The organism is Frankia casuarinae, assembly GCF_000013345.1.
Classification (GTDB): domain Bacteria; phylum Actinomycetota; class Actinomycetes; order Frankiales; family Frankiaceae; genus Frankia; species Frankia casuarinae.
This window is the reverse complement of record NC_007777.1, coordinates 4783966-4804456: the sequence shown is the minus strand read 5'-3', so window position 1 is coordinate 4804456 and position 20491 is coordinate 4783966. Positions and strand designations below refer to the sequence as shown.

Genomic DNA, 20491 nt, shown 5'->3' with positions numbered 1-20491 from the left:
GTCGAGGTTCTACCACTGTTCGACCTTCGCGACGGACGTGGTAGCGTGGGCGGCGTTCGAGAACTCGAACACTGCATGGATTACGCAACATGATCGGTTGTCGAGCGCGGCGACCGAGTGAGGAGGAGCAGGATGGCCAGCACAGCGGAGGCGGCGGCGGAGCTCGCCCGTCGCCCCTCGGGCATCCCGGTGACGGTCAACGGCCAGCAGGTCGACCTGCCGGACCGGGAGGTCACCGGGCTGGAGATCAAGAAGGCTGCGATCGAGCAAGGCGTCCAGATCGAGGTCGGCTTCCAGCTGTCAGTCCGGGAGGGTCAGCGCTACCGGGTCATCGGCGACGTCGACCCGATCCGGGTCCACCCGAAGCAGGAGTTCATCGCGGTCGCGCCGGACGACAACTCGTGATCGCCCTCTCCGCGGCCGTCGCGGAGGCCATCGACGCCGTCCGGGACCAGTTCGCCGACACCACGGTGGACGTCGCCCCGGACGGCGCCGGCGGCGCCTACATCGTCGTCGAAAGCATCGATGTGGCCCCGCTCTACGACCCACCGGCGACGTGGCTCGGTTTCCACCTCAACGCCACCTACCCCGCGTCCGACGTCTACCCGCACTACACAGGCCCGCTCGCCAGGACCGACGGTCAGCCACACGGCTCCGCGATCCAGCAGGTCACCTGGCGGGACCGGCCGGCGCTTCAGCTCTCCCGTAGGTCCAACCGTTGGAATCCCGCCGTCGACAACGCGGCGCTCAAGGCGCAGAAGGTCCTGACATGGCTCACCTCGCAGTGAACCCACCGGCCACCGGCTGGAGCCTGACCATCCCGGTCAAGCTCTGGACGACGCTGGCCGACCACCTGTTCTCCGACGGCGACGAGCACGGAGCCGTCATCCTCGCCGGCTACGCGGACGGCCCCCGCGGCCCCCGCCTTTTGGCCCGCGACGTCATACTCGCCGCCGACGGCACCGACTTCGTCGACGGCACGACCAGCTACCGGGCGCTCGACGCGACGTTCGTCCGCGACCAAGCCCTCCGCGCCCGCGACGAGAAGCTCGTCTACCTCGCCGTCCACAACCACGCCGACATCCTCCAGCCCGGAGCCGTCGCGTTCTCGACGATCGACATGGCCAGCCACGAACGCGGATACCCAGCCCTGCGGCAGATCACCCGCCAGATCGTCGGTGGGCTCGTCCTCACCCCCCGGGCCGCCGCCGGCGACCTTTGGCTCCCCGACGGCACCCGCGCTGTCCTCGCCGAGACCGTCGTTCCGGGAAACAACATCATCTGGCTCCGTCCACGGCCGGCACCTGCACCTGACATCGACCCGCGGTGGGATCGACAGGCGCTGCTGTTCGGCCCAGCCGGGCAGCAGACCTTCGCCAGAATGCGCGTCGCGGTCGTCGGCCTCGGCGGAGCAGGGAGCATCATCACCGAACTCCTCGCACGCCTCGGCGTCGGCGAACTCGTCCTGATCGACGGCGACCGGGTCGAAGCCACCAACCTGCCGAGGCTAGTCGCCGCCGAACCAGACGACGTCGGCGAACTCAAGGTCAATATCGCCGCGCGAAACGCGCGCCGAGCCAACCCCTCCATCCAGATCACGGCCATCGCCGACCGCGTCGAGCATCCTGACGCCCGCGACGCACTGACCACCTGCGACTGGATCTTTCTCGCCGCAGACGCTCACTCCGCCCGACACTGGGTCAACCTCACCGTCCACCAGTACCTGATCCCCGCCACCCAGGTCGGCGTCAAGATCCCAGTAGGTCCAGCCGGCGAGATCGGTGAGATCCACACCGTGGCCCGTCTACTGCTGCCCGCCGAAGGCTGCCTGTGGTGCAACGGGCTGATCGACTCGACCCAGCTCGCGATCGAGATGCACTCCGCAGCCGACCGACGCAACGCGCAGTACGTGCCGGAGGTCCCGGCAGCGAGCGTCATTGCGCTGAATGCGCTGCCCACCGCCGAGGCTGTCAACCACTTCATGTTCGCCGCCGTCTGCCTCCACGACGACCCCACCGACAGCGCCTCGGTCCTGCATCACCCGCGTGCGCGCGGCCGAGCCCTCCAGGACGGCCGGCAAGATCCCGACTGTCCTTGGTGCACCAAGGCCGGCAGCCTCGCGCGCGGCGCAGGTGACGTCACGGAGGGGGCCGCCCGGCTCGTCGGCGTGCCCCGCGCGCAGGCCCAAAGTGGCTCGTGACGATGTTCTGACCGGATGCGCGACGGCCGACCGGTCCGGCAGACCACGTGATGGCATGCGTCCGTTCCGGGGTGTTCAGGGTCGTGGGTGGCAGGCTGTCCGACATGTCAGGGCTGTGGCTAGCCTTGCCGACAGGGGCGACCCGTGGCACGGCCGGCCGACGGTTGGATCTGAGACGAGCAGGGGGACGGTGTTGGGGCGCAAGCTGACGTTGCCGCAGCTGGAACGGCATCTATACGCGGCAGCGGACATCCTTCGCGGCAAGATGGATGCCTCGGAGTTCAAGGAATACATCTTCGGGATGCTGTTCCTCAAGCGTGCGTCCGACGAGTTCGAGGTGGCCGAGAAGCGAATCATCGCCCAGCTCATTGCCGATGGGCGCAGCCGCACGGACGCCGAGCGGCAGGCCACCCTCCGAGCACGGTATGGGGATACCCTCTACGTTCCAGAGAAGGCCCGGTGGGCTTGGCTACGAGACCAAATTCACCACAATGTCGGCGATGCCTTGAACAAAGCTCTAGAACTGTTGGAGCATCACAATAGCACCGCACTCGAAGGTGTCGTCCAACATATCGACTTCACCCGGACAGTCGGACAATCAAGCATCCCGGACCGCAAATTGCGCGATCTGATCGCGCACTTCAACACGGTCAGACTACGGAACGAGGACTTCGAGTTCCCCGACCTCCTGGGTGCAGCGTATGAGTACCTGATCGGGGAGTTCGCTGACTCGGCCGGCAAAAAGGGTGGCGAGTTCTACACCCCACGGGCGGTCGTGCGGATGATGGTAGCCCTCGTCGACCCGAAGCCGGGCATGGAAGTCTACGACCCGTGCTCCGGCTCGGGCGGCATGCTGATCCTCGCCCGGGACTGGGTAGCCGAGCACGGCGGTGACCCGCGGAATCTACGGCTGGTCGGCCAGGAGTACAACGGCGGCGTCTGGTCGATCTCGAAGATGAACCTGCTGCTCCACGGCATCCCCGACGCGGACATCAGAAACGGGGACACCCTCGCCGAGCCGATGCACGTCTCCAGCGGAGAACTGGAGCGGTTCGACCGAGTGCTATCCAACCCGCCGTTCTCCCAGAACTACAGCCGCGAAGGGATGGATCGGGAGAACCGATTCCGGTGGGGCTGGGCTCCCGAGGGCGGCAAGAAGGCCGACCTGATGTTCGTCCAGCACATGGTCGCGGTGCTGCGCGCGAACGGCGTCGCCGCGACCGTCATGCCGCACGGCGTGCTCTTCCGCGGCGGCACTGAGCGCGACATCCGGACGGCCCTCCTCGACGACGACGTCATCGAAGCCGTGATCGGTCTGGCACCGAACCTGTTCTACGGGACGGGTATCCCCGCCTGTGTTCTGGTGCTACGAGCGCCAGGGTCGAAGCCGGCCGAGCGCGCCGGCAAGGTGCTGTTCGTCAACGCGGACGCCGAGTTCCGCGCCGGCCGGGCGCAGAATTACCTGATGCCGGAACACGTCGAAAAGATTGTCGCGGCGTATCACGGGTTCACCGACATCCCCAGCTACGCGAAGGTCGTCACCCGGGAGGAGCTGCGCGCGGCCGACGACAACCTGAACATCCGCCGGTATGCCGATAACGCGCCGCCCCTGGAGCTACAGGACGTCCGCGCCCACCTGCACGGTGGAGTGCCGCGTGCCGAGGTTGCGGCGAAGGCTGGTCTATTCGCGGCCCATGGATTCGACCTCGGTGAGGTGTTCGTCGACCGGGACGCCGACTACCTCGACTTCGCCGACGGCGTCACGAAAAGCGATCTTCGTCGGCTCGTCGAGGGTCACCCGGGGGTGCTCGCCCAGGAGCGTGAGGCCGTGGAAGCGCTCTCGGCTTGGTGGGAGGGCAACTGCGAACTTTTCGATGGGCTGGCTGCGGAACGTGGGTTGCACACCACGCGAACAGCCCTGTTGGAGAGCTTCTCAGCGGTGCTGACCCCCGTTGGCCTGCTTGACCGTTTCCAGGTCGCCGGCGTCTTCGTCCGCTGGTGGGACGCCGTCCAGTTCGACCTGCGGACCCTCGCCGCGAACGGCTATGACGGGGTGCTCGACGGCTGGGTGACCACCATCGTCACTGCCGCCGAGGACGCACAGTCGAAGACCGACCCTTTCGACCACCGGCTGGTCCGGGCGCTCCTCGCGGATTTCCTGGACGAGCTGGCGACAGTAGAGGCCCAGCGCGCCGAGCTCGACGCGAAGATCAAGGCTGCTACGGCGCCAGTGGACCAGGGCGACGAGGATGCTGGCGAGGAGAGCACCGATACCGAGCGGCTCTCCCCGGCGGAGCTGATTTCCCTGAAACGGGAGTTGACCAGGGTGAGGCGCCGCCACCGCGAGCTGACACGTGAGATAGTCACCCGACTGGAGAAGGCCCGCGCAGAACTAACCATCGCCGAGGTCCGTGACCTCGTCCTCCGTCTGACCTACGACCTCCTTGCCGAGCATCTTGCTGAGTATATCACGCTGAGTATATCACGGCCCGCCGTATCCAGGTGACTGCTGCCATTGAAAGCTGGTGGAACAAGTACGCCCTAGAGTTTCGCAGTTTTCTTGATCCAGATCAGTGTCTGGCAACGGCTGGATAATTTTCCCGATTGCTTTCGGGTGGATGATTCCCTGGTGCCTGCCGGTGGTATCGCGGTGCGTGGCGGAGGGGTGGAAGGCCAGCGCGAGGGGCTGGTGGCGGGAGCATCAGCGTTTCCTGTACCAACCCGAAAGTTGGACGCCGATGCTCCCGGACGTGACGATACCGGTTTCTCTGGCGGTGCTGCTGGAGGGTTTCCGGCCGTGTTTCACCGCGCCGTCGTTCCGGACGTTCCGGGCGCTCGTCGTGGGGATGCTCGCCACCGGCGGGCGGCGCACGGTGTGCGGGATGCTCGTCGGCGCGGGCCTGTCCACGCTGTGGCCGCACGACCGGGCGCACCGGTTTTTCGCGCGGGCGGTCTGGTCGCCGGAGAAGGTCGGCCTGGCGCTCGCCCGGCTCGTCGTCGACCGCCTCGTCCCGGCCGGGCCGCTGCACGTCGTCGTCGATGACACCCTGTTCCACCGGGCGGGGAAGAAGGTGTGGGCGGTGGGCTGGTTCCACGACGGATCCGCGAAGGGGCCAGACCAGGTCGGGTTCGGCAACAACTGGGTGATCGTCGGCCTCGTCGTGCCGGCGCCGCTGCTCGGCCGGCCGGTCTGCCTGCCGGTCCTGGCCCGCCTGGTCCGCAAGGACACCGTCTCGGCCTCGCGGCTCTGGCTGGCCGCCCGCGCGGTCGAACAGCTGGCCGGGGCGTTCCCCGCCCGCCGGGTCCACGTCGTCGCGGATGCCGCCTACGCCGGCGACGAGCTCAGGGGACTGCCGGCCTCGGTGACCTGGACGACCCGGCTCCGCCGCGACGCCGCCCTGTTCGCCCCCGCCCCACCCCGCACCGGGAGACGTGGCCGGCCCCGACTCAAGGGCGACCGGTTGCCCTCCCTCGCCCAGCTCGCCGCGGCCGCGACGTTCCGCCCGACGGCCGTGACCCGCTACGGCCGCGCCGGGACCGTGCACACGGCGGTCATCCGCTGCCTGTGGTACGGAGTGTTCGGCCCCCGCCCCGTCACCGTCGTCCTCGTCCGCGACACCGACCGGCCCGGGACCTACGACCTCGCGCTCGTCACGACCGACACCCTGACCAGGCCCGCCGAGCTCGTCGCCCGCTATGCGGCCCGCTGGTCGATCGAGGTCGCGATCGCGGACGCGAAGCAGATCTTCGGGGTCGGCCAGGCCCGCAACCGACTCACCGCCGCCGTCGAACGCACCGTCCCGTTCGGCCTGGCCTGCCAGACCCTCGCCTTCGCCTGGTACCTCACCACCGGCCACCACCACGGCGACGCCGCCGACCACCGCGCCCGCACCCCCTGGTACACCACCAAGACCCGCCCCTGCACCGCCGACCTCGCCGTCAAGCTCCGCCGCGTCCTGATCACCACCCAATATCAGCCCACACGGCCCGCGAACCCGACCGACGCGGAAATCCACACCCTCCGCCTCGCCTGGGCCACCACCGACAGCGCCCTCGCGGCCTGACCAGCCCCCATCCCGGCCCCACAGCCCGGGAACCAGACAAAACAGACATCGACCCGAGACCGCAAACCAGCTCAAACACCCCACCACGAACCAGCACACCAAACACGCACAGAACACGTCTCACGCGACGTCAACCATAAAATTGGAGATCAAGAAAACCGCGAAAGTCGAGGTACGCCACGTCCCTCTATTATCTCGAATCCGCCCGCGCCGCCGCGACCTCTGAACTCGCCTCCCATCTCAAGGGCCTTGGCTATGAGTGATGGACTCCGACATATTTCCATAGAATCGTTCGGCGAGATCTTCCCGGGAAGAATCTCAACCGTCGGCACAGAATTCGAGATACAGTCCGGCATAACCCTTTCACCACGGAGAACGTCCGGCAGGAAAGATGCACCCTACCTCCGCGTTGCGAATGTACAACGCGGTCGTCTCACACTAAGCGATGTCGCATGGCTAGAGGCATCAGCTCGCGAACGGATTAGGTACGCACTGGATGACGGAGATCTACTCGTAGTTGAGGGGCACGCCAACCCAGCCGAGATCGGAAGATGCGCCCAGGTGGGGCCAGAGTCGAAGAATTGCCTCTACCAAAACCATCTGTTTAGATTGCGCCCAAGGAATCTTGAAGCGAGATTTGCGCTACACTGGCTGAATTCCAGCTTTTCCCAGTCCTACTGGGGGAGAAACTGCGCCACAAGCTCCGGTTTGTATACGATTAATTCTCGACAGCTGGGGGCACTTCCAATTCCGGTCCCACCGCCAGATAAACAACGTAAGATTTCCGAGATCCTGGACGCGGCAGACGAGGCGATCCGTTCAACGGAGCGACTCGTCGGCAAGCTCGAACAGGTGTTCGACTCATTGCGGGGCGATCTACTTCAGGAGCATGTAATTCGGTCGGGTCGACTTCCCGACTGCTGGCGGATGGACCGGCTAGACCGTCTGAGCGAGATCACGGGAGGCGTAACGCTCGGCGGTGTTACATCCGCTGGCCGTTCAGTCGAGCTTCCCTACCTTCGGGTCGCAAACGTGCAAGATGGATATATCGACACTACCGACATCAAGACGGTAACCGTGCGAACATCGGAGTTTGATCGCTACCTGCTTCAAGCTGGAGACGTTCTCATGACGGAGGGAGGGGACTTCGACAAGCTCGGGCGTGGTGCCGTCTGGGACGGGTCGATTGACCCCTGCCTACACCAAAATCATATCTTCCGTGTTCGCTGCGACAAGATTCGCCTGCTCCCCGAGTATTTGTCTACCTACAGCGCATCCACTGCAGGGCGCAGCTACTTCATGGGCATCTCGAAGCAAACTACCAACCTGGCATCGATCAACAAGAGTCAGCTATCCGCACTCCCCGTTCCACTACCTCCACTGGCGACACAGAAAATGATAATTGGATCACTGGGCGCTGCCGAACGACAGATATCCTCGACAAAGGCCGAGCTGGCGAAGTTGCGACTCGTCAAGCAGGGGCTGATGGATGATCTGTTGATGGGGCGGGTTCAGGTGTCGGGGTTGCGGGATGTGTCGGATGCAGTGGATACGCTGGCGGTATGACCGGGGCTGCCGAGTTCGAGCTGGTTGAGCGTCCGCTTGTCGATCAGCTGCGCGGGTTGGGCTGGGCGTATCTTGCCGGGACGAAGCACGCCCCGGCCGCGAGCGGTCGGGCGTCGTTCTCTGAGGTGCTGTTGGAGGGTCGGCTGCACGCGGCGCTGCGGCGGATCAATCCAGGGCCGGACGGCGAGTTGTGGCTTGATGATGGCCGGCTCGCGCAGGCCGTTGCCGCGCTGACTCGGCCGAAGGCGACCAGGCTGGTCGAGATCAACGAGGAGTTGACGGAAGCGCTGTTGCTCGGTGTGCCCGTCGAGGGGATTCCGGAGGTCGATGGTGGTCGGAACCGTCGGGTTCGGTTCATCGACTGGGACACGCCGTCGAACAACGACTTTCTGGTGGTGAACCAGTTTCGGGTGGACATCCCGGGCAGCCAGGGGCGCCGCTACATCGAGCCGGACATCGTGCTGTTCGTCAACGGCATCCCGCTGGTGGTCGTGGAGGCGAAGAGCCCCACCACGTCCTCGCCGGTGGCGAAGGCGATCCGTCAGCTGGCCCGGTACGCCGACCAGCGCGGGGCTGTCACCCGCGAGGGCAACGAGCGGCTATTCTACACCAACCAGTTCGTCGTCGCCACGAGCTGGGACGAGGCGAAGGTCGGCACGTTCACCTCGGACCCGGATCACTTCGCCGAGTGGAAGACAACCGAGCCGACTCCGGAGACCGAGGTCGCCGAAGCACTCGGCGTCGACGGGCTGACCAGCCAGCAGCGGCTCGTCGCCGGCATGCTCGCCCCGGAGCGGCTGTTGGACATCGTCCGGCACTTCACGCTATTCATGCCCGCGCAGGCCGGGCGGACGATGAAGATCGTCGCCCGCTACCAGCAGTACCGGGCGGTCCGGCGCACCATCCACCGCCTGAGCACCGGCAAGACCCGGGTGGCCGACGGCGAGTTCGACCGGCGCGGCGGGATCATCTGGCACACCCAGGGCTCGGGCAAGTCGCTGACCATGGTGTTCCTGATCCGGGTCATGCGGACGCATCCCGATCTTGTCGGTTTCAAGGTCGTCGTGGTCACCGACCGGAGGGACCTCCAGGACCAGCTCGCGAAGACCGCCGAACTCACCGGAGAGACACCCCGCACGGCGAGGAACGTCCAGCAGGTTCGCTCGCTGCTGTCGGTTCCGGGCAAGGCGCTGCTTTTCGCGATGATCCAGAAGTACCGGAACCCGGACGCGGCGAAGGACGCCCCGCTGGAGGTGAAGTCACTCGGAGTGCTGGACCCGTCCGAGGGTGTCGTCGTGCTCGTGGACGAGGCGCACCGCTCGCACAGCAGCACTCTGCACTCCGTGCTGCTGGACGCGTTGCCGAACGCGGCACGGATCGGGTTCACCGGGACGCCGATCATCATGGGTAAGCGGAAACGCACCCATGCGATCTTCGGCCCGTATCTGGACCGGTACACCATCAGCGAGTCTGAGGCGGATGGCGCGACCGTGCCGATCCGCTACGAGGGCCGTACGACGAAGAGCGACGTCCAGGACTCGGCGGACCTCGACGAGCTGTTCGAGGACATGTTCCCCGACCTCACCGATGCGCAGCTGGCGAAGATCCGACGTCGATGGGGAACCATCGGCAACGTGCTGGAAGCGGAGAAGATGATCACGGCGAAGGCCCGCGACATGCTCCGCCACTATGTCGACACAGCCTTGCCCGGCGGGTTCAAGGCGCAGATCGTCGCGACCAGCCGGCTCGCCGCGGTGCGCTACCGCGACGCCCTGCTGGCCGCTCGTGATGATCTCGTCGCCCGGCTCGATGCACTGCCCGCCGAGTTGCGCACCCCCGAGGCCGCGGACCGGGCCACCTCCCCCGAGGGCATCCCCGGCCTCGGGCGCGCCCGGCTGCGCGACGTCCGGGCCTGGCCGTACCGCGACCTGATCGCTCGGCTCGATTTCGTCCCGGTCATCTCTGGTGAGCAGAACGAGAAGGACTGGCGCGACTGGATCGACGAGACCCGGCAGAAGGTGGTCATCGAGGAGTTCAAAAAGCCGCTGCCCGCACCCGATGACCCGGCACCGGACCCGGCCACGACCAGCACGGTTGCCTTCCTGCTGGTTAAGTCGATGCTGCTGACCGGCTTCGACGCCGCCGTCGACCAGGTGATCTACCTCGACCGACGGATCAAGGAAGCTGAACTGCTCCAGGCCATCGCTCGCGTGAACCGCACCGCTCGGGGGAAGGCCAACGGCTACGTCGTCGACTACTTCGGCGTCGCCAAGCATCTGCACGCCGCGCTGGAAGCGTATGCGGCCGAGGACATCGACGGCGCGCTGGCGAGCATCACCGACGAGCTTCCACTGCTGGCCGACCGGCACGCCAGGGTCCGCGCGCTGTTCACAGACCGCGGCCAGGAGCGTTTCGACACCCCGGCAGATCAGGAAGCCTGCGTCCAGATCCTGGCCGACGACGCGCTGCGGGCCGCGTTCCAGGTCGCCTACCGGGCGCTGACCCGCAGCCTGGAGACGGTCCTGCCACGACCGGAAGCGCTGCCCTATGCGGCCGACACCAAGGCGTTCGGAGTGATCGGCCTGCTCGCACGGCGACGCTACGACCGCGATGATCCGGACTTCGACGTCTCCGTTTACGGCGAAAAGGTACGCCGCCTGATCGACGACCACATCGTCGCGCTCGGCATCAGCCAGAAGATCCCACCTGTGTCGCTCACCGACGCCCGCTTCGACGAGAAGGTCGGCGGGCTGACGTCGAAGCGGGCGAAAGCGTCGGAGATGGAGCACGCCCTGCGCCACCACATCAGCGGCATGCTCGACGCCGACCCGGTTCGCGCGCGCACCCTGTCCCAGCAGCTGTCGGAGATCCTCGACCGGCTCCGTGACCAGTGGGACCAGCTCGTCGCCGAACTCGGCGACCTGATCGACAAGGCCCGCGCGGGACGGACCACCGCCGAGGATCCCGACGACGCGCCCGACGGTGTCCAGCTGACTCCGATCGAACGCCTCTTCTTCGACATCCTACGCGCCGAACGGGTCGCCGAGGGCAAGGAGATGACACCAGTCGCCATCGAGGCCGTCGCCGAGCTCGTCACCTTCATCGTCGATCATCTGTGTCGGGAGATCGGGAGGGTGCACTTCTGGGGGAACGCCCACGCCCAGCAACGCCTGCACAGCTGGATCACGGTAGCGGTCAGCGACGTGTCCATCGACGGCGACGACCTGTTCGACCAGGACCGGGCGGAGGCCATCGCCGACCAGATCGTCGAACTGGCACGGCACAACCACGCTGCGGTTGTCACGACAGTCCCGCCCACGGTCAGCTGAATGCGCCACCACACTGACAGCAGCAGGCCGCCCGGAACTGCGTCCAGGGGCAGGCGATAGACCACACCGCCTCGCCGGCCCAGTCGACGCCGTCCGACAGGCCAACCCCCTACGCTTGCTCTATGACAAGCGGCGAGGATGCGCGGATGACGATCGGAGGATTGGACTTCGTTATCCGCGCCTCCGAGCTCCGTCGCACCGTCGGGATCACCGTCGACCGGGACGGAACCCTGCTGCTACACACCCCAACTGACGCCGACCCGGACCGGCTGGCACGGTGGGTGCGCAGCCACCGCTCGTGGGTCCACCAACGCCTCGCGGAGAAGGATGTCCTGCTCTCCCCGCGGCCTGCGAAGCAGTTCGTCAACGGAGAGGGCTTCGACTACCTCGGCCGGCATTACCGCCTGCTCCTCACCGACGATCCAGCGGTGGACGACGGCGGTGTCCTCCCCCGGGCTGGCCGCCCAGCCGCTGGGCGCCGCCGAACCCTGGCGTCCCCGGTGCGCCTCACCCAGGGCCGAATACACCTGCCCCGAAGCCTGGCCGCAACAGACGCCGACGGCTCCGCAACGCTCATCGGCTGGTACAGGCACCGAGGGGCAACCTGGCTACCACCCCGCATCCGTCCCTGGGCCAGCCGCATGGGTGTCGACATCACCGGCCTCGACGTGCGCGACCTCGGCCACCGATGGGGCTCGCTCAGCACCACCGGGCGAATCAACATCCATTGGGCGACCATGCAGCTCCCGGTCAGTCTCGTCGACTACGTCCTCGTCCACGAACTCGCCCACGCTCACGAACGAAACCACACACCAATCTTCTGGCGACTGGTCGAACGCGCCCTGCCTGACTACGAGACCCGCAAGAACAGGCTCGCAGCCCTCGGCGCGACCCTCTGGCTCGGATAACAGCGACTGACCACCTGGGATCGAGGAACGGTGGCGGCCCTGGCAGGGGCAAGTGAGGTGTCGACAGTTAGGGTCTGTTCCGACGGGTGTCTTGTCGTAGCGGGTGGCCAGACCCCGCCATTCCTTGATCTTGTTGATGCCGCGTTCCACGGTGTTGCGGTCTTTGTAGAGCGTGGCGTCGTGGCTGACCGGGCGGCCTCCGGCGCTGCCGCGCTTCTTACGGTTGGCCGTCTGGTCGGCCTTCTCCGGGATCACCGCCTGGATCTTCCGTGTGCGCAGGTGGGCGCGGTTGGCGCGGGAGGAGTACGCCTTGTCGCCGGCGACCGCGTCCGGCCGGGTCCTGGGGCGGCCGACCGGTCCACGCACCTTGATCTTCTTAAGGACCGGGAGGAAACGCGGGCTGTCCGCGGCCTGTCCGGGGGTGAGGATGATGGACAGTGGGCGGCAGCGCCGGTCGGTCGCGAGGTGCACCTTGCTGGTCAGCCCGCCCCGGGAGCGTCCCAGTTCGGCGGCTTTCAGCCGGGCCTTGCGGCGTCGGCGTACCGCGCGGCGCCGTGCCCGTTCGGCTTCCTCTCCGCCCTCGGGCGCCTCGGTTACGGAGTCGTTTTGCCCGGTTTCTGAAGCCCCTTTTCCTCCGTCAGGGCCTTCTCTATGTCCTCCAGGAGGTCCGGGTCGACCGCCATGCCCGCCGCGTGGTGATGCGCGCGGGCGATGGTGGAGTCCACGCTGACCAGGCTGAGATCGACATCGTCGCGCGCCGCCGCCTCGGTGATCATTGCGTCCATGAGGGTCTGGAAGACCCCGTCCCGCGCCCACATGCGGAACCGGTCGTAGATCGTCGACCAGGAGCCGTAGCTGTTCGGCACGTCCCGCCAGGGGCTGCCGGTACGGAACCTCCACATCACCGCGTTGAAATAGCTGCGCAGGTCAGGGATCGGTCCGGACGCCCCCAGCGGGAGGTGCGGCTCGATCAACTCCCATTCACCATCGGTCAGATCACCACGCGTCATACAGCCGTGCTACCAGCCGAAGCACCCGAACGAAGGATGAACACCCCGATTGTGATCCGGACTCAGAACAGGCCCTAGCAGCTACCGTGCTAGACGGCGCCGCCGCCCGTACCGGACAGGACCTGCTGGACCTCAGCCTGGGCGCCAGACTGACGCCCGCGGCGCTCGCGGCCGTCGTGCCCGGCGGCAGCGTCACGACCCTGGCCCCGACCCGGGCGGCACTGAGCCAGATCCGGCCGACCCCGGAGAACAGCCAGACATGGGGATCGGTATGGGATCTCGCGGAACGGCCACTGCCGCTGCCCGACGCCAGCTTCGACGCGGTCATCGGCTTCAGTGTCCTGGCACCGCTACGTCATCCCCGCCGCATGCTGACCGACATCACACGGGTCCTCAGTGGGCGTTCTGCACGCTTTCGCCGGGTCTCAGCTTGAGTTGATCTCTGGGGTGCGGAGTTGATCGTCTTGCGTTCGCCGGCTGGCGCGTTCTGCTGGAAGACATGGCAGAACGCAAGCCGTACCCCAGTGACCTGTCCGATGAGGCGTGGGACCTGATCCGCCCGGTCCTCACCGCGTGGAAGGCCCGGCATCCCTCGGCTAGCGGGCACGAGGGTGGCTACGACATGCGGGAGATCGTGAACGCGGTCCTCTACCAGGCCCGGACCGGCTGCCAGTGGCGCTACCTGCCCCACGACCTGCCCCCGACGTCCGCGGTGTACTACTACTTCGGCCAGTGGCGCGACGACGGCACCACCGAGACGATCCACGACCTGCTGCGCTGGCTGGTCCGTGAGCACCACCGCAGGAAAGCCGACCCGAGCGCGGTCGTGCTGGACTCCCAGACCGTCCGGTCCTCCACCAACGCCCCGAAGGGCACGACCGGCCTGGACCCGGGAAAGAAAAGCCCGGGCCGTAAACGCGGGATCGCCGTCGACACGTTGGGACTGCTCATCGCCGTGGTCGTGGTCGCGGCCAGCGTGCACGACAACACCATCGGCACCGCCCTGCTGGACCGGGTCGCCGCCGCCGCCCCGCCGGTGCGCAAGGCGTGGGTGGACGCCGGGTTCAAGACCACCGTCGTCGAGCACGGCGCCGGTCTGGGCATCGATGTCGAGGTCGTCGGACGCGAGCCGGGAGCGCGGGGGTTCACCCCGCTCCCGAAGCGGTGGCGGGTTGAGCAGACCCTGGGCACGTTGATGCTGCACCGGCGGCTGGCCCGGGACTACGAGGCGAAACCGGCCAGCGCGGTAGCGATGATCCACTGGTCGATGGTGGAGGTGATGGCCCGCCGGCTGACCGGGGCGGCCACCCCGACCTGGCGTGACCCGCCGGTCTGACCGGCGGGAGTGTCGGGAATGACGAGCGGAGTGCCGGTGCGGGAGGTGCTGGAACAGATCGAGGCTCGGCGGGCCCGCGCCGGGCGGGCCGTCGAGGAGCTGCGGGAGGAGATCGCCCGGCTCACCGGGCAGCTCGCCGCCGCTGAACGTGCCCTGGAACGGTTGGAGATCACCCGGGAGACGGTGCTGGACCTGGCCGCCGAGAACGACGCCGCACCGGCCGAGCCGCTGCCGCCGGGGTATCGGGAGGTGCTGGCCGTGTTCACCCGGGGCGGGAACGGGCTGCACGCCAAGGACGTGTGCCGGGCGCTGGGTGGCGGCACCGAGCCCCGGCATGTCGAGAGCATGCGGGCCCGGCTGAAACGGCTGGTAGAGCGGGGTGTTCTCACCGAGCCCGATCCCGGCCTGTTCGTCCTGCCCCGGCCCGACCCACCGGCCACCCCAGAGATCAACTCAAGCTGAGGCCCGACGAAAGCGTGCAGAACGCCCACTGAGGGGGAACGTGGCGCAACCGCCGAACTCGCCAGCTATCTGATCATGTTCTTCGACTACGACGCGGACAGTCTGCGCTCCGCGGTCGCCGATGCCATCGGCGACCTACACGAGGACACCCTGGGCCGCTACTGGGTCACTGACATGCTCACGACTGCTTGGCGCGTCTACGTCACTCACGCTGGCCACTCCCCCAGGTCGGCCTGGGATCGGGAGCTCGCCACGAAGTGGCGGCGTTGACCGTAGTCGGGCCCACTTTCGACGTCCGGAATTCGGCGCTTCCGGAGTCCGGAGGTCCGGGACCGGCGCTCCAGAATCAACCGTCACCACCGGTCACTATCCGCTGCATGACCGGCCGGAGTCCGGCGGCGGACGGTGGATACCTGTGTGGTGGCGCCGAGGATGGCGACCGCCGCGCATGCGAGTGGCAGCGCGCGGAAGTGGCCGTCGGCGATGCGTCCGCCGGCCAGAGAGCCGAGGGTGATCCCCAGGTACATGGCGCTCTGGTTCCAGGACATCAGCTGGGCGGAGTCGGCGGGATGGTCGGAGACGAGCTGAGCCTGTTTGGCGGGAAAGGCGGTGTAGGCGGCGAACGCGAGCAACGCGATCGCAAGGCAGGTGGTGACCGCCGCGCTGGAGAGACTTGCGGAGAACGCGACGTCGGCGGCGGCGAGCAGCAGGAGTGCCGTCCAGGTGGTGCGGGCGGCGCCGTGGCGGTCTGCGATCCGACCGCCGAGGAACGTGGCGGCGACAGCGCACAACCCGTACACGATCAACGATGCGTTCAGCCAGGCGGTGGACCATCCGGGCCGGTCACCGAGGCCAGCCGACAGATAGGTGTACAGGCCGTAGACGGCTGCCGCCCAGCAGGCGGTCGGCGCGACGGCGCGGGCCCGCCACGCGGCACTGCGGCTGGCGGGCGCAGCGGCGGCGCGGGCTGCCTGTGTGTCCGGCCAGATTCTGCGGGCAGCAACCAGAATGAGGACGGCGAATGCGGCCAGGATGACGAACACCGCCCGCCAGCTGGTGTGCCGTGCGACCAGGCCACCGAGAGGGGCTCCGGCCCACAGCGCGGACAGCAGCCCTGAGGTGGCGATCCCCAGCCACGACGCCCGTCGCCCGTTGGGGGCGCTGCTTGCGACCAGTGTGAACACGGTGGCCGTGGCGCCGGAGATGAACAGACCGGTGCCGACCCGAGCGGCCAGCAACGTCCAGAAGTTCGGGGCGAGGGCGGTCAACACATTGCACACCGCAAAGCCGGACAGGGCCAGAACCAGCACCGCGGGCGGCGATACCTTCACCGCTCGCCGACCCCACGCGGGTGCCGCGACGACGTAGGCCAGGGCGAAGACCGTCACCGTCAGTCCGGCCGTGCGCAGTGACACGTCGAACCGGGAGCGCCAGATCGGCAGCAGGGGCGAGACGACGAACAGATCGGTCCCGATGACGAACAGTGCCAGCCAGCCGGTGATCAGCGCGCCCCACCGCTGCCGGTCGCGCGTCTCGGGCCGGGGACAGGGCGCATCACCGTGGTCTGTCGAGTTCGGCGGGGCCCCGTCGAGTCGGACCTCGCGCGTCGACGCGGATGAAGCCTCCACAGGGGGACGAGTCACCCTGGGCTCTGGTACGTCTCGCCGGGCCGCGCCGTGGCCCGTCACCCGTCCGCCTTCCTGTTCTGCTCGTCTGCCTGGCCCCGGCTTCTCGCGTCGACGGTCTCGCGTAGCCAGCGAGCGGTAGCGGTAACGGCCTCGGGTGCCTGCCGGCGCGATGCGGTGACGATGTCGGCGATGGTGGTCGACGCCAAAGCTTGCCGCCACGCGTCCTCCGCGGACGACACCGCCGCCGCGATCGCGCAGGGCGCTCGGTAGTTCGCCGGTGGCAACGCGGCCGGCCCTCGCTGGCGGATCTCGGTGCACAGGAACACCGGGCTGGAGCCCTCGATCGCGTCGACCACGTCGAGGAGCCGGATCTGGTCCGCGGGACGGCCGAGTCGATAGCCCCCGCGTGGGCCGAGGACCGACACGACCACCCCGGCCTTCGACAGCGCCTGGAGGTGTTTGGCCAGGTAGGCCGGGTTACCACCGTGCAGCGCAGCGAGCTGCTGCACGGGCAGCGAGCTTCCATCCGGCGCCTCCGCGAGGGCATGGCAACAGTGCAACGCCCACTCGATTCCCTGACTGAGCCTCATATTCCGGATAGTATATCACCGGAATACTGCTTCACCTGGGTAGACGCGCCGCGGGTCAGGTCGCAGCTAGGGCGCGATGCATGGCGCCGTCGGATCGGGTGGCGGTAGCGCGAGCCCGCCGGCGCTCCGGATCTCACCGTTTATGACATGCTTACGCATGGTGACCATCAAGGTGGGGCATGCAGCCGAATGCGACCCGATCGCTGCATGTGGTTGCAATCCCACGCGGGTGCTATTACAGTCTTTTCCTATCTGAGATGTCCGCTAAGAGCTTTCTGATCATGGAGTCTGCCGCTCCACCTCGCGGTGAGGGGTCGCTGGAACGCGGCATACATCGGTCCCTGCGCACAAGTGCACGCGCGCCTGTGCGGCCTGGTCCGACCGCGTCGCCGGGGGAGCGGATGCCGTCCCGCTACGGCGAGGTGCCGACCGTTGGTCGCGCCTGCCTGGCAGCGTCAAATCCGGAGAGTCGATGTCTGACGACCACACGGCGGAGAAGACCGTCAACAGTTGGTTTCGCAGCTACCTCGCACGACCGCACCCCATGCTCGGACGCCTGGGGGCCGTCTGCCCCTATGTACGCCCCGCCCTCGACGGCGACCAGATCCGACTATGGACACTGGATCTACCGAAGCCGATCTTCGCCAGTTGGCTGGAGGACCGGGTCCGCGAGGCGATACGCCTGTTTCCCGCGTTGTTCTGGCAGCCTGAACTTTCCTTGCCGGCTCTTGTGCTCGCGTTCCCTGACATGGGCGAACAGGACTGGCCTCTCATAGACCAGGTGCATTCCATAGTCAAGAGCGAGGCGGTGTCTCTGGGGTTGATGATCGGCCAGTTCCACGGCTCCTGCACGGAACCATCGGCACGCAATCAAGATTTTCACGTCAACGTCTCACCAGTCCCGCTATTCGCAATACGAAGAATGTCAGTACACGACATTCTCTTTTTGCATAGCCGACCCGACTGGTTCGCCGTCTATCGCGACCGCTTTGGAGATCACTACAGGGGCGAGCGCACCCAGACGGGCATCCTTGCAGAGCTTTACTCCGCAGCCGAAGAGCGCTTTTTTGGGACCCCCCTGTGTCCCGCATAAGACCTTCGAAGCCTCAGGGATGTGGACTAATAACGAGCCTCGGACGTAAAACATTGCGGGAGATTGGACAGGTATGGGAAGCCTCCCAGGAGCACCAGCCGCAGCACCCTTCTATCTTGGCGATCTGCTCGCCGAGGCGGCCGACGACAATCCAGGAATGACTGTCACGACAAACCATCCACTGAACCTGGTCGACGGTGGACGCGATCGGAGGGAATTCACCGTCGCCGAGTTGGCGGGAGTTGTCGATAAAACGGCACACCGGTTGTACGCTGCTGGGGTCCGTCCGGCCGATCAGGTGGCCGTCATCATGACGAACGGGTTCGATGTGGTGCTGGCGTACGTATTCGGAAATCCCGTTGGGGCATGATCGTGGGCGGCGTGACCGTGGGGCACTCCGCTGGGGTCTCGGGGGTCGGGGTCAGCCGGGAGGCTGTTGCCAGGTGGTGAGGTCCTCGGGGCTGGCGGCCCAGGGCAGGAACCGGTCGAGGTCGGCGCCGGTCGGCGGCTTGCCGCCGGCCCGGCCGCAGGCGTCGAGGTAGTTCTCCAGGTAGGTCAGCAGGTTCAGGTTGTGCATCGCGGCGGTCGCGGTGACCGTGAAGATCGTGGCGGCGTGGCGGGCGGTGTCCTCGGTGCGGGAGCCGCCGGCGTTGCGCCGGGTCACGACCGGGCCCCTGATCGCCCTTTCCGCCGGGTTGTTGTCCATGCCGATCATGGGGTAGTCGCGGTGGGCGACCAGCCCGTCCCATTCCCGGTCCAGGGTCGCGAGCGCCTTGCGCGCGGGTTCCTGCAGGCCGGGCGAGGCCGTCTGCTCGCGGCGAACCGTGTCGATCACGGTGATCGCGGTGTCCCAGCCGGCGTACGCGGCGGCGAGCCGCTTCTCGGTGGCCGGCGACGGGGCCGCGGCGGCGGTGTGCCAGGCGGCGGCGAGCTCGCCGTGCGCGGTGTAGAGCGCGCGGATCCGCTCGACCCACTGGCGGGCCCAGATCCCGAGCTGGGCGGGGTTCGCGTCGCCGGCCCGCACGAAGTACCGCCGCGCGTGCGCCCAGCAGTACAGGTTGACCAGGCCATCGGCGCGGCGGCCGGCGGAGACGTACACGGTGTAGAAGTCCGACGACAGCACGAGGCGGCGCGGTCCGCCGTCGGCGTCGTCGGTCAGCTGGCCGCTGTCCGGGTCGAGGCCGACGTGTTCGGCGAGCACCGCCGTCGAGCGGGTCGCGTCCATCACGAAACAGACGCTGTCCGGCCCCAGGAACACCCACAGCCACCAGCGGGCCGGCCCGCCGCCGCCGGTCGGGGTGAACACCCGCCAGGTCGTCTCGTCGGCGTGCAGGTGCCACGACCCCCGCGACCGCCCGACGATCTGCTCGGCGAGTGGGGCGAGCAGGCCCGCGACCTGGGCGCACGCCCCGGTCAGCGTCGCCGGCGAGAGCTGGGCGCCGTGCCGGGCCAACCCGGTGACCAGCGAGTTCTGCGAACGGCCCGCGACATAGCGCTCCACGATCAGCATCGCGAGGAACCGGTGCGTGAACAGGCCCTTCCCGATCGCCTTCGACGGTCCCGGCGCGGTCACCGTCAACGACCCGCCACAGCGGCAGCCCCGCCGATACCGGCGCCGCCTCGACACCCGAACCCGCACCGTCACCAGCCAGTCGAGCTGCTCGACGACATGCTCGCCCCACGGCGTGAACGGCTGCCCACACGACAGGCAGCCATAGCCCCCGCCCTCGAAGTCGCAGTCGACCTCGTCGCGGGACAGATGGTCGTAGCTCCGCCGGCCCGAGCGCGCGCCCGGCCCCCGCCGCCGGCCTGCCGACCCGGCGGCCTCGCCCCGCGCCCCGTCGCCACAACCGTCCCCGCCATCCGGCGAACCCACGGCCGGCGACCCGCCGCACTCCCGTTCCGACGACCGGCCGAACAGCATCCGCCGCAACGTCGCCAGCTCCGCCTGCAACGCCTCGAGCTGGAGACGCAGCTCCACCACCTCGGCCTCACGCGTCGCCTCCCGCGCGACCAGCCCGGCGATGTCCGTCAACAGCTCCGCGACCCGGGCCCGCAGCCAGGCGTTCTCCGCCAGCAGCGCCGCGCCCTCGGCAACCTCACCGCTCGCGGCAGCGCCCGCCCCCGACTCGACAACCGTCACGCACCGCAGCAAACCACCCCGACCGGCAGAACATCACCCACCACGACCATCAGGCCACACCCAGCCCCGAAGGCCGTCACCCCAAAAGATCAACAACGGGACTTCCGAATACGTACGTGCTGGCAGCGCTGGCCGTGGCGCGCGTTGGCGCAGTCCCAGTAC

The 20491-nt window shown here is 67.6% G+C and carries 17 protein-coding genes and 1 pseudogene; 14 read left to right on the top strand and 4 right to left on the bottom strand.

The window, feature by feature from the left end; genetic code table 11:
* The first annotated feature begins 132 nt into the window (after window positions 1-132).
* The 8 genes from FRANCCI3_RS20295 to FRANCCI3_RS20265 all read left to right on the top strand — a co-directional run bounded on the left by FRANCCI3_RS20295 (window position 133) and on the right by FRANCCI3_RS20265 (window position 12067).
* Window positions 133-405: a multiubiquitin domain-containing protein gene (locus FRANCCI3_RS20295; RefSeq protein ID WP_035958625.1), complete on the top strand. Its 273-nt coding sequence runs from the start codon at window positions 133-135 to the stop codon at window positions 403-405.
* Window positions 402-788, top strand: coding sequence for a hypothetical protein (locus FRANCCI3_RS20290; RefSeq protein ID WP_035958626.1), 387 nt, complete (start codon window positions 402-404; stop codon window positions 786-788). Before FRANCCI3_RS20295 ends, FRANCCI3_RS20290 begins: the two co-directional genes overlap by 4 nt.
* Window positions 770-2200 (top strand): ThiF family adenylyltransferase, encoded by a 1431-nt coding sequence (locus FRANCCI3_RS20285; RefSeq protein ID WP_011438385.1) that lies wholly within the window; start codon window positions 770-772, stop codon window positions 2198-2200. Before FRANCCI3_RS20290 ends, FRANCCI3_RS20285 begins: the two co-directional genes overlap by 19 nt.
* Window positions 2201-2390: 190 nt before the next feature.
* Window positions 2391-4706, top strand: a complete 2316-nt coding sequence (locus FRANCCI3_RS20280; RefSeq protein WP_201783638.1) for a type I restriction-modification system subunit M — start codon at window positions 2391-2393, stop codon at window positions 4704-4706.
* 244 nt (window positions 4707-4950) lie between these two features.
* Complete coding sequence (locus tag FRANCCI3_RS20275) at window positions 4951-6264, top strand: IS701 family transposase (RefSeq protein WP_237704540.1); 1314 nt, start codon at window positions 4951-4953, stop codon at window positions 6262-6264.
* A gap of 255 nt (window positions 6265-6519) precedes the next feature.
* Window positions 6520-7830 (top strand): restriction endonuclease subunit S, encoded by a 1311-nt coding sequence (locus FRANCCI3_RS25035; protein WP_011438383.1) that lies wholly within the window; start codon window positions 6520-6522, stop codon window positions 7828-7830.
* Window positions 7827-11159: a type I restriction endonuclease subunit R gene (locus FRANCCI3_RS20270; protein WP_011438382.1), complete on the top strand. Its 3333-nt coding sequence runs from the start codon at window positions 7827-7829 to the stop codon at window positions 11157-11159. Before FRANCCI3_RS25035 ends, FRANCCI3_RS20270 begins: the two co-directional genes overlap by 4 nt.
* 146 nt (window positions 11160-11305) lie before the next feature.
* The gene (locus FRANCCI3_RS20265; protein WP_011438381.1) at window positions 11306-12067 is read left to right on the top strand and encodes a M48 family metallopeptidase; all 762 of its coding nucleotides are present in this window, start codon (window positions 11306-11308) and stop codon (window positions 12065-12067) included.
* Between the two features lie 81 nt (window positions 12068-12148).
* On the opposite strand, the pseudogene FRANCCI3_RS25030 reads toward FRANCCI3_RS20265, so the two are convergent.
* Window positions 12149-13077 (bottom strand): annotated as a pseudogene (locus tag FRANCCI3_RS25030) (IS5 family transposase); the annotation flags it as partial.
* A gap of 86 nt (window positions 13078-13163) precedes the next feature.
* Here FRANCCI3_RS25030 and FRANCCI3_RS20255 point away from each other — a divergent pair.
* The 4 genes from FRANCCI3_RS20255 (at window position 13164) to FRANCCI3_RS20240 (ending at window position 15145) form a co-directional block, all read left to right on the top strand.
* Window positions 13164-13511, top strand: coding sequence for a methyltransferase domain-containing protein (locus FRANCCI3_RS20255; RefSeq protein WP_011438378.1), 348 nt, complete (start codon window positions 13164-13166; stop codon window positions 13509-13511).
* A gap of 65 nt (window positions 13512-13576) precedes the next feature.
* Window positions 13577-14413, top strand: coding sequence for an IS5 family transposase (locus FRANCCI3_RS20250; RefSeq protein ID WP_011435557.1), 837 nt, complete (start codon window positions 13577-13579; stop codon window positions 14411-14413).
* 18 nt (window positions 14414-14431) lie between these two features.
* Complete coding sequence (locus FRANCCI3_RS20245) at window positions 14432-14875, top strand: hypothetical protein (protein ID WP_011438373.1); 444 nt, start codon at window positions 14432-14434, stop codon at window positions 14873-14875.
* 75 nt (window positions 14876-14950) lie between these two features.
* Entirely contained in the window at window positions 14951-15145 is a 195-nt protein-coding gene (locus tag FRANCCI3_RS20240) for a hypothetical protein (RefSeq protein ID WP_035959288.1), read from the top strand.
* Between the two features lie 83 nt (window positions 15146-15228).
* Here the strand turns inward: FRANCCI3_RS20240 and FRANCCI3_RS20235 are convergent, their stop codons facing one another.
* Both FRANCCI3_RS20235 and FRANCCI3_RS20230 read right to left on the bottom strand, forming a co-directional pair.
* On the bottom strand, window positions 15229-16518 hold the full coding sequence (locus FRANCCI3_RS20235) for an MFS transporter (RefSeq protein WP_237704548.1): 1290 nt from the start codon (window positions 16516-16518) through the stop codon (window positions 15229-15231).
* A gap of 41 nt (window positions 16519-16559) precedes the next feature.
* Window positions 16560-17093: an RrF2 family transcriptional regulator gene (locus tag FRANCCI3_RS20230; RefSeq protein ID WP_011438376.1), complete on the bottom strand. Its 534-nt coding sequence runs from the start codon at window positions 17091-17093 to the stop codon at window positions 16560-16562.
* Between the two features lie 472 nt (window positions 17094-17565).
* Here FRANCCI3_RS20230 and FRANCCI3_RS20225 point away from each other — a divergent pair, with 472 nt between their 5' ends.
* Window positions 17566-18186 carry a DUF6875 domain-containing protein gene (locus FRANCCI3_RS20225; RefSeq protein WP_011438375.1) on the top strand — a complete coding sequence of 207 codons (621 nt, stop codon included), beginning with the start codon at window positions 17566-17568 and terminating at the stop codon, window positions 18184-18186.
* Between the two features lie 73 nt (window positions 18187-18259).
* On the top strand, window positions 18260-18556 hold the full coding sequence (locus FRANCCI3_RS20220; protein ID WP_011438374.1) for an AMP-binding protein: 297 nt from the start codon (window positions 18260-18262) through the stop codon (window positions 18554-18556).
* Window positions 18557-18607: 51 nt separating this feature from the next.
* Here FRANCCI3_RS20220 and FRANCCI3_RS20215 read toward each other — a convergent pair whose 3' ends face one another.
* Window positions 18608-20329, bottom strand: a complete 1722-nt coding sequence (locus FRANCCI3_RS20215; protein WP_237704547.1) for an IS66 family transposase — start codon at window positions 20327-20329, stop codon at window positions 18608-18610.
* Window positions 20330-20491: the final 162 nt, after the last annotated feature.

Excerpts from the sequence above, each read along its gene's own strand:
- FRANCCI3_RS20295 (WP_035958625.1), top strand. The coding sequence starts at position 133 with ATGGCCAGCACAGCGGAGGCGGCGGCGGAGCTCGCCCGTCGCCCCTCG.
- FRANCCI3_RS20285 (WP_011438385.1), top strand. The coding sequence starts at position 770 with ATGGCTCACCTCGCAGTGAACCCACCGGCCACCGGCTGGAGCCTGACC.
- FRANCCI3_RS25035 (WP_011438383.1), top strand. The coding sequence starts at position 6,520 with ATGAGTGATGGACTCCGACATATTTCCATAGAATCGTTCGGCGAGATC.
- FRANCCI3_RS20270 (WP_011438382.1), top strand. The coding sequence starts at position 7,827 with ATGACCGGGGCTGCCGAGTTCGAGCTGGTTGAGCGTCCGCTTGTCGAT.
- FRANCCI3_RS20265 (WP_011438381.1), top strand. The coding sequence starts at position 11,306 with ATGACGATCGGAGGATTGGACTTCGTTATCCGCGCCTCCGAGCTCCGT.
- FRANCCI3_RS20250 (WP_011435557.1), top strand. The coding sequence starts at position 13,577 with ATGGCAGAACGCAAGCCGTACCCCAGTGACCTGTCCGATGAGGCGTGG.
- FRANCCI3_RS20245 (WP_011438373.1), top strand. The coding sequence starts at position 14,432 with ATGACGAGCGGAGTGCCGGTGCGGGAGGTGCTGGAACAGATCGAGGCT.
- FRANCCI3_RS20240 (WP_035959288.1), top strand. The coding sequence starts at position 14,951 with ATGTTCTTCGACTACGACGCGGACAGTCTGCGCTCCGCGGTCGCCGAT.
- FRANCCI3_RS20230 (WP_011438376.1), bottom strand. The coding sequence starts at position 17,093 with ATGAGGCTCAGTCAGGGAATCGAGTGGGCGTTGCACTGTTGCCATGCC.
- FRANCCI3_RS20225 (WP_011438375.1), top strand. The coding sequence starts at position 17,566 with ATGTCTGACGACCACACGGCGGAGAAGACCGTCAACAGTTGGTTTCGC.
- FRANCCI3_RS20220 (WP_011438374.1), top strand. The coding sequence starts at position 18,260 with ATGGGAAGCCTCCCAGGAGCACCAGCCGCAGCACCCTTCTATCTTGGC.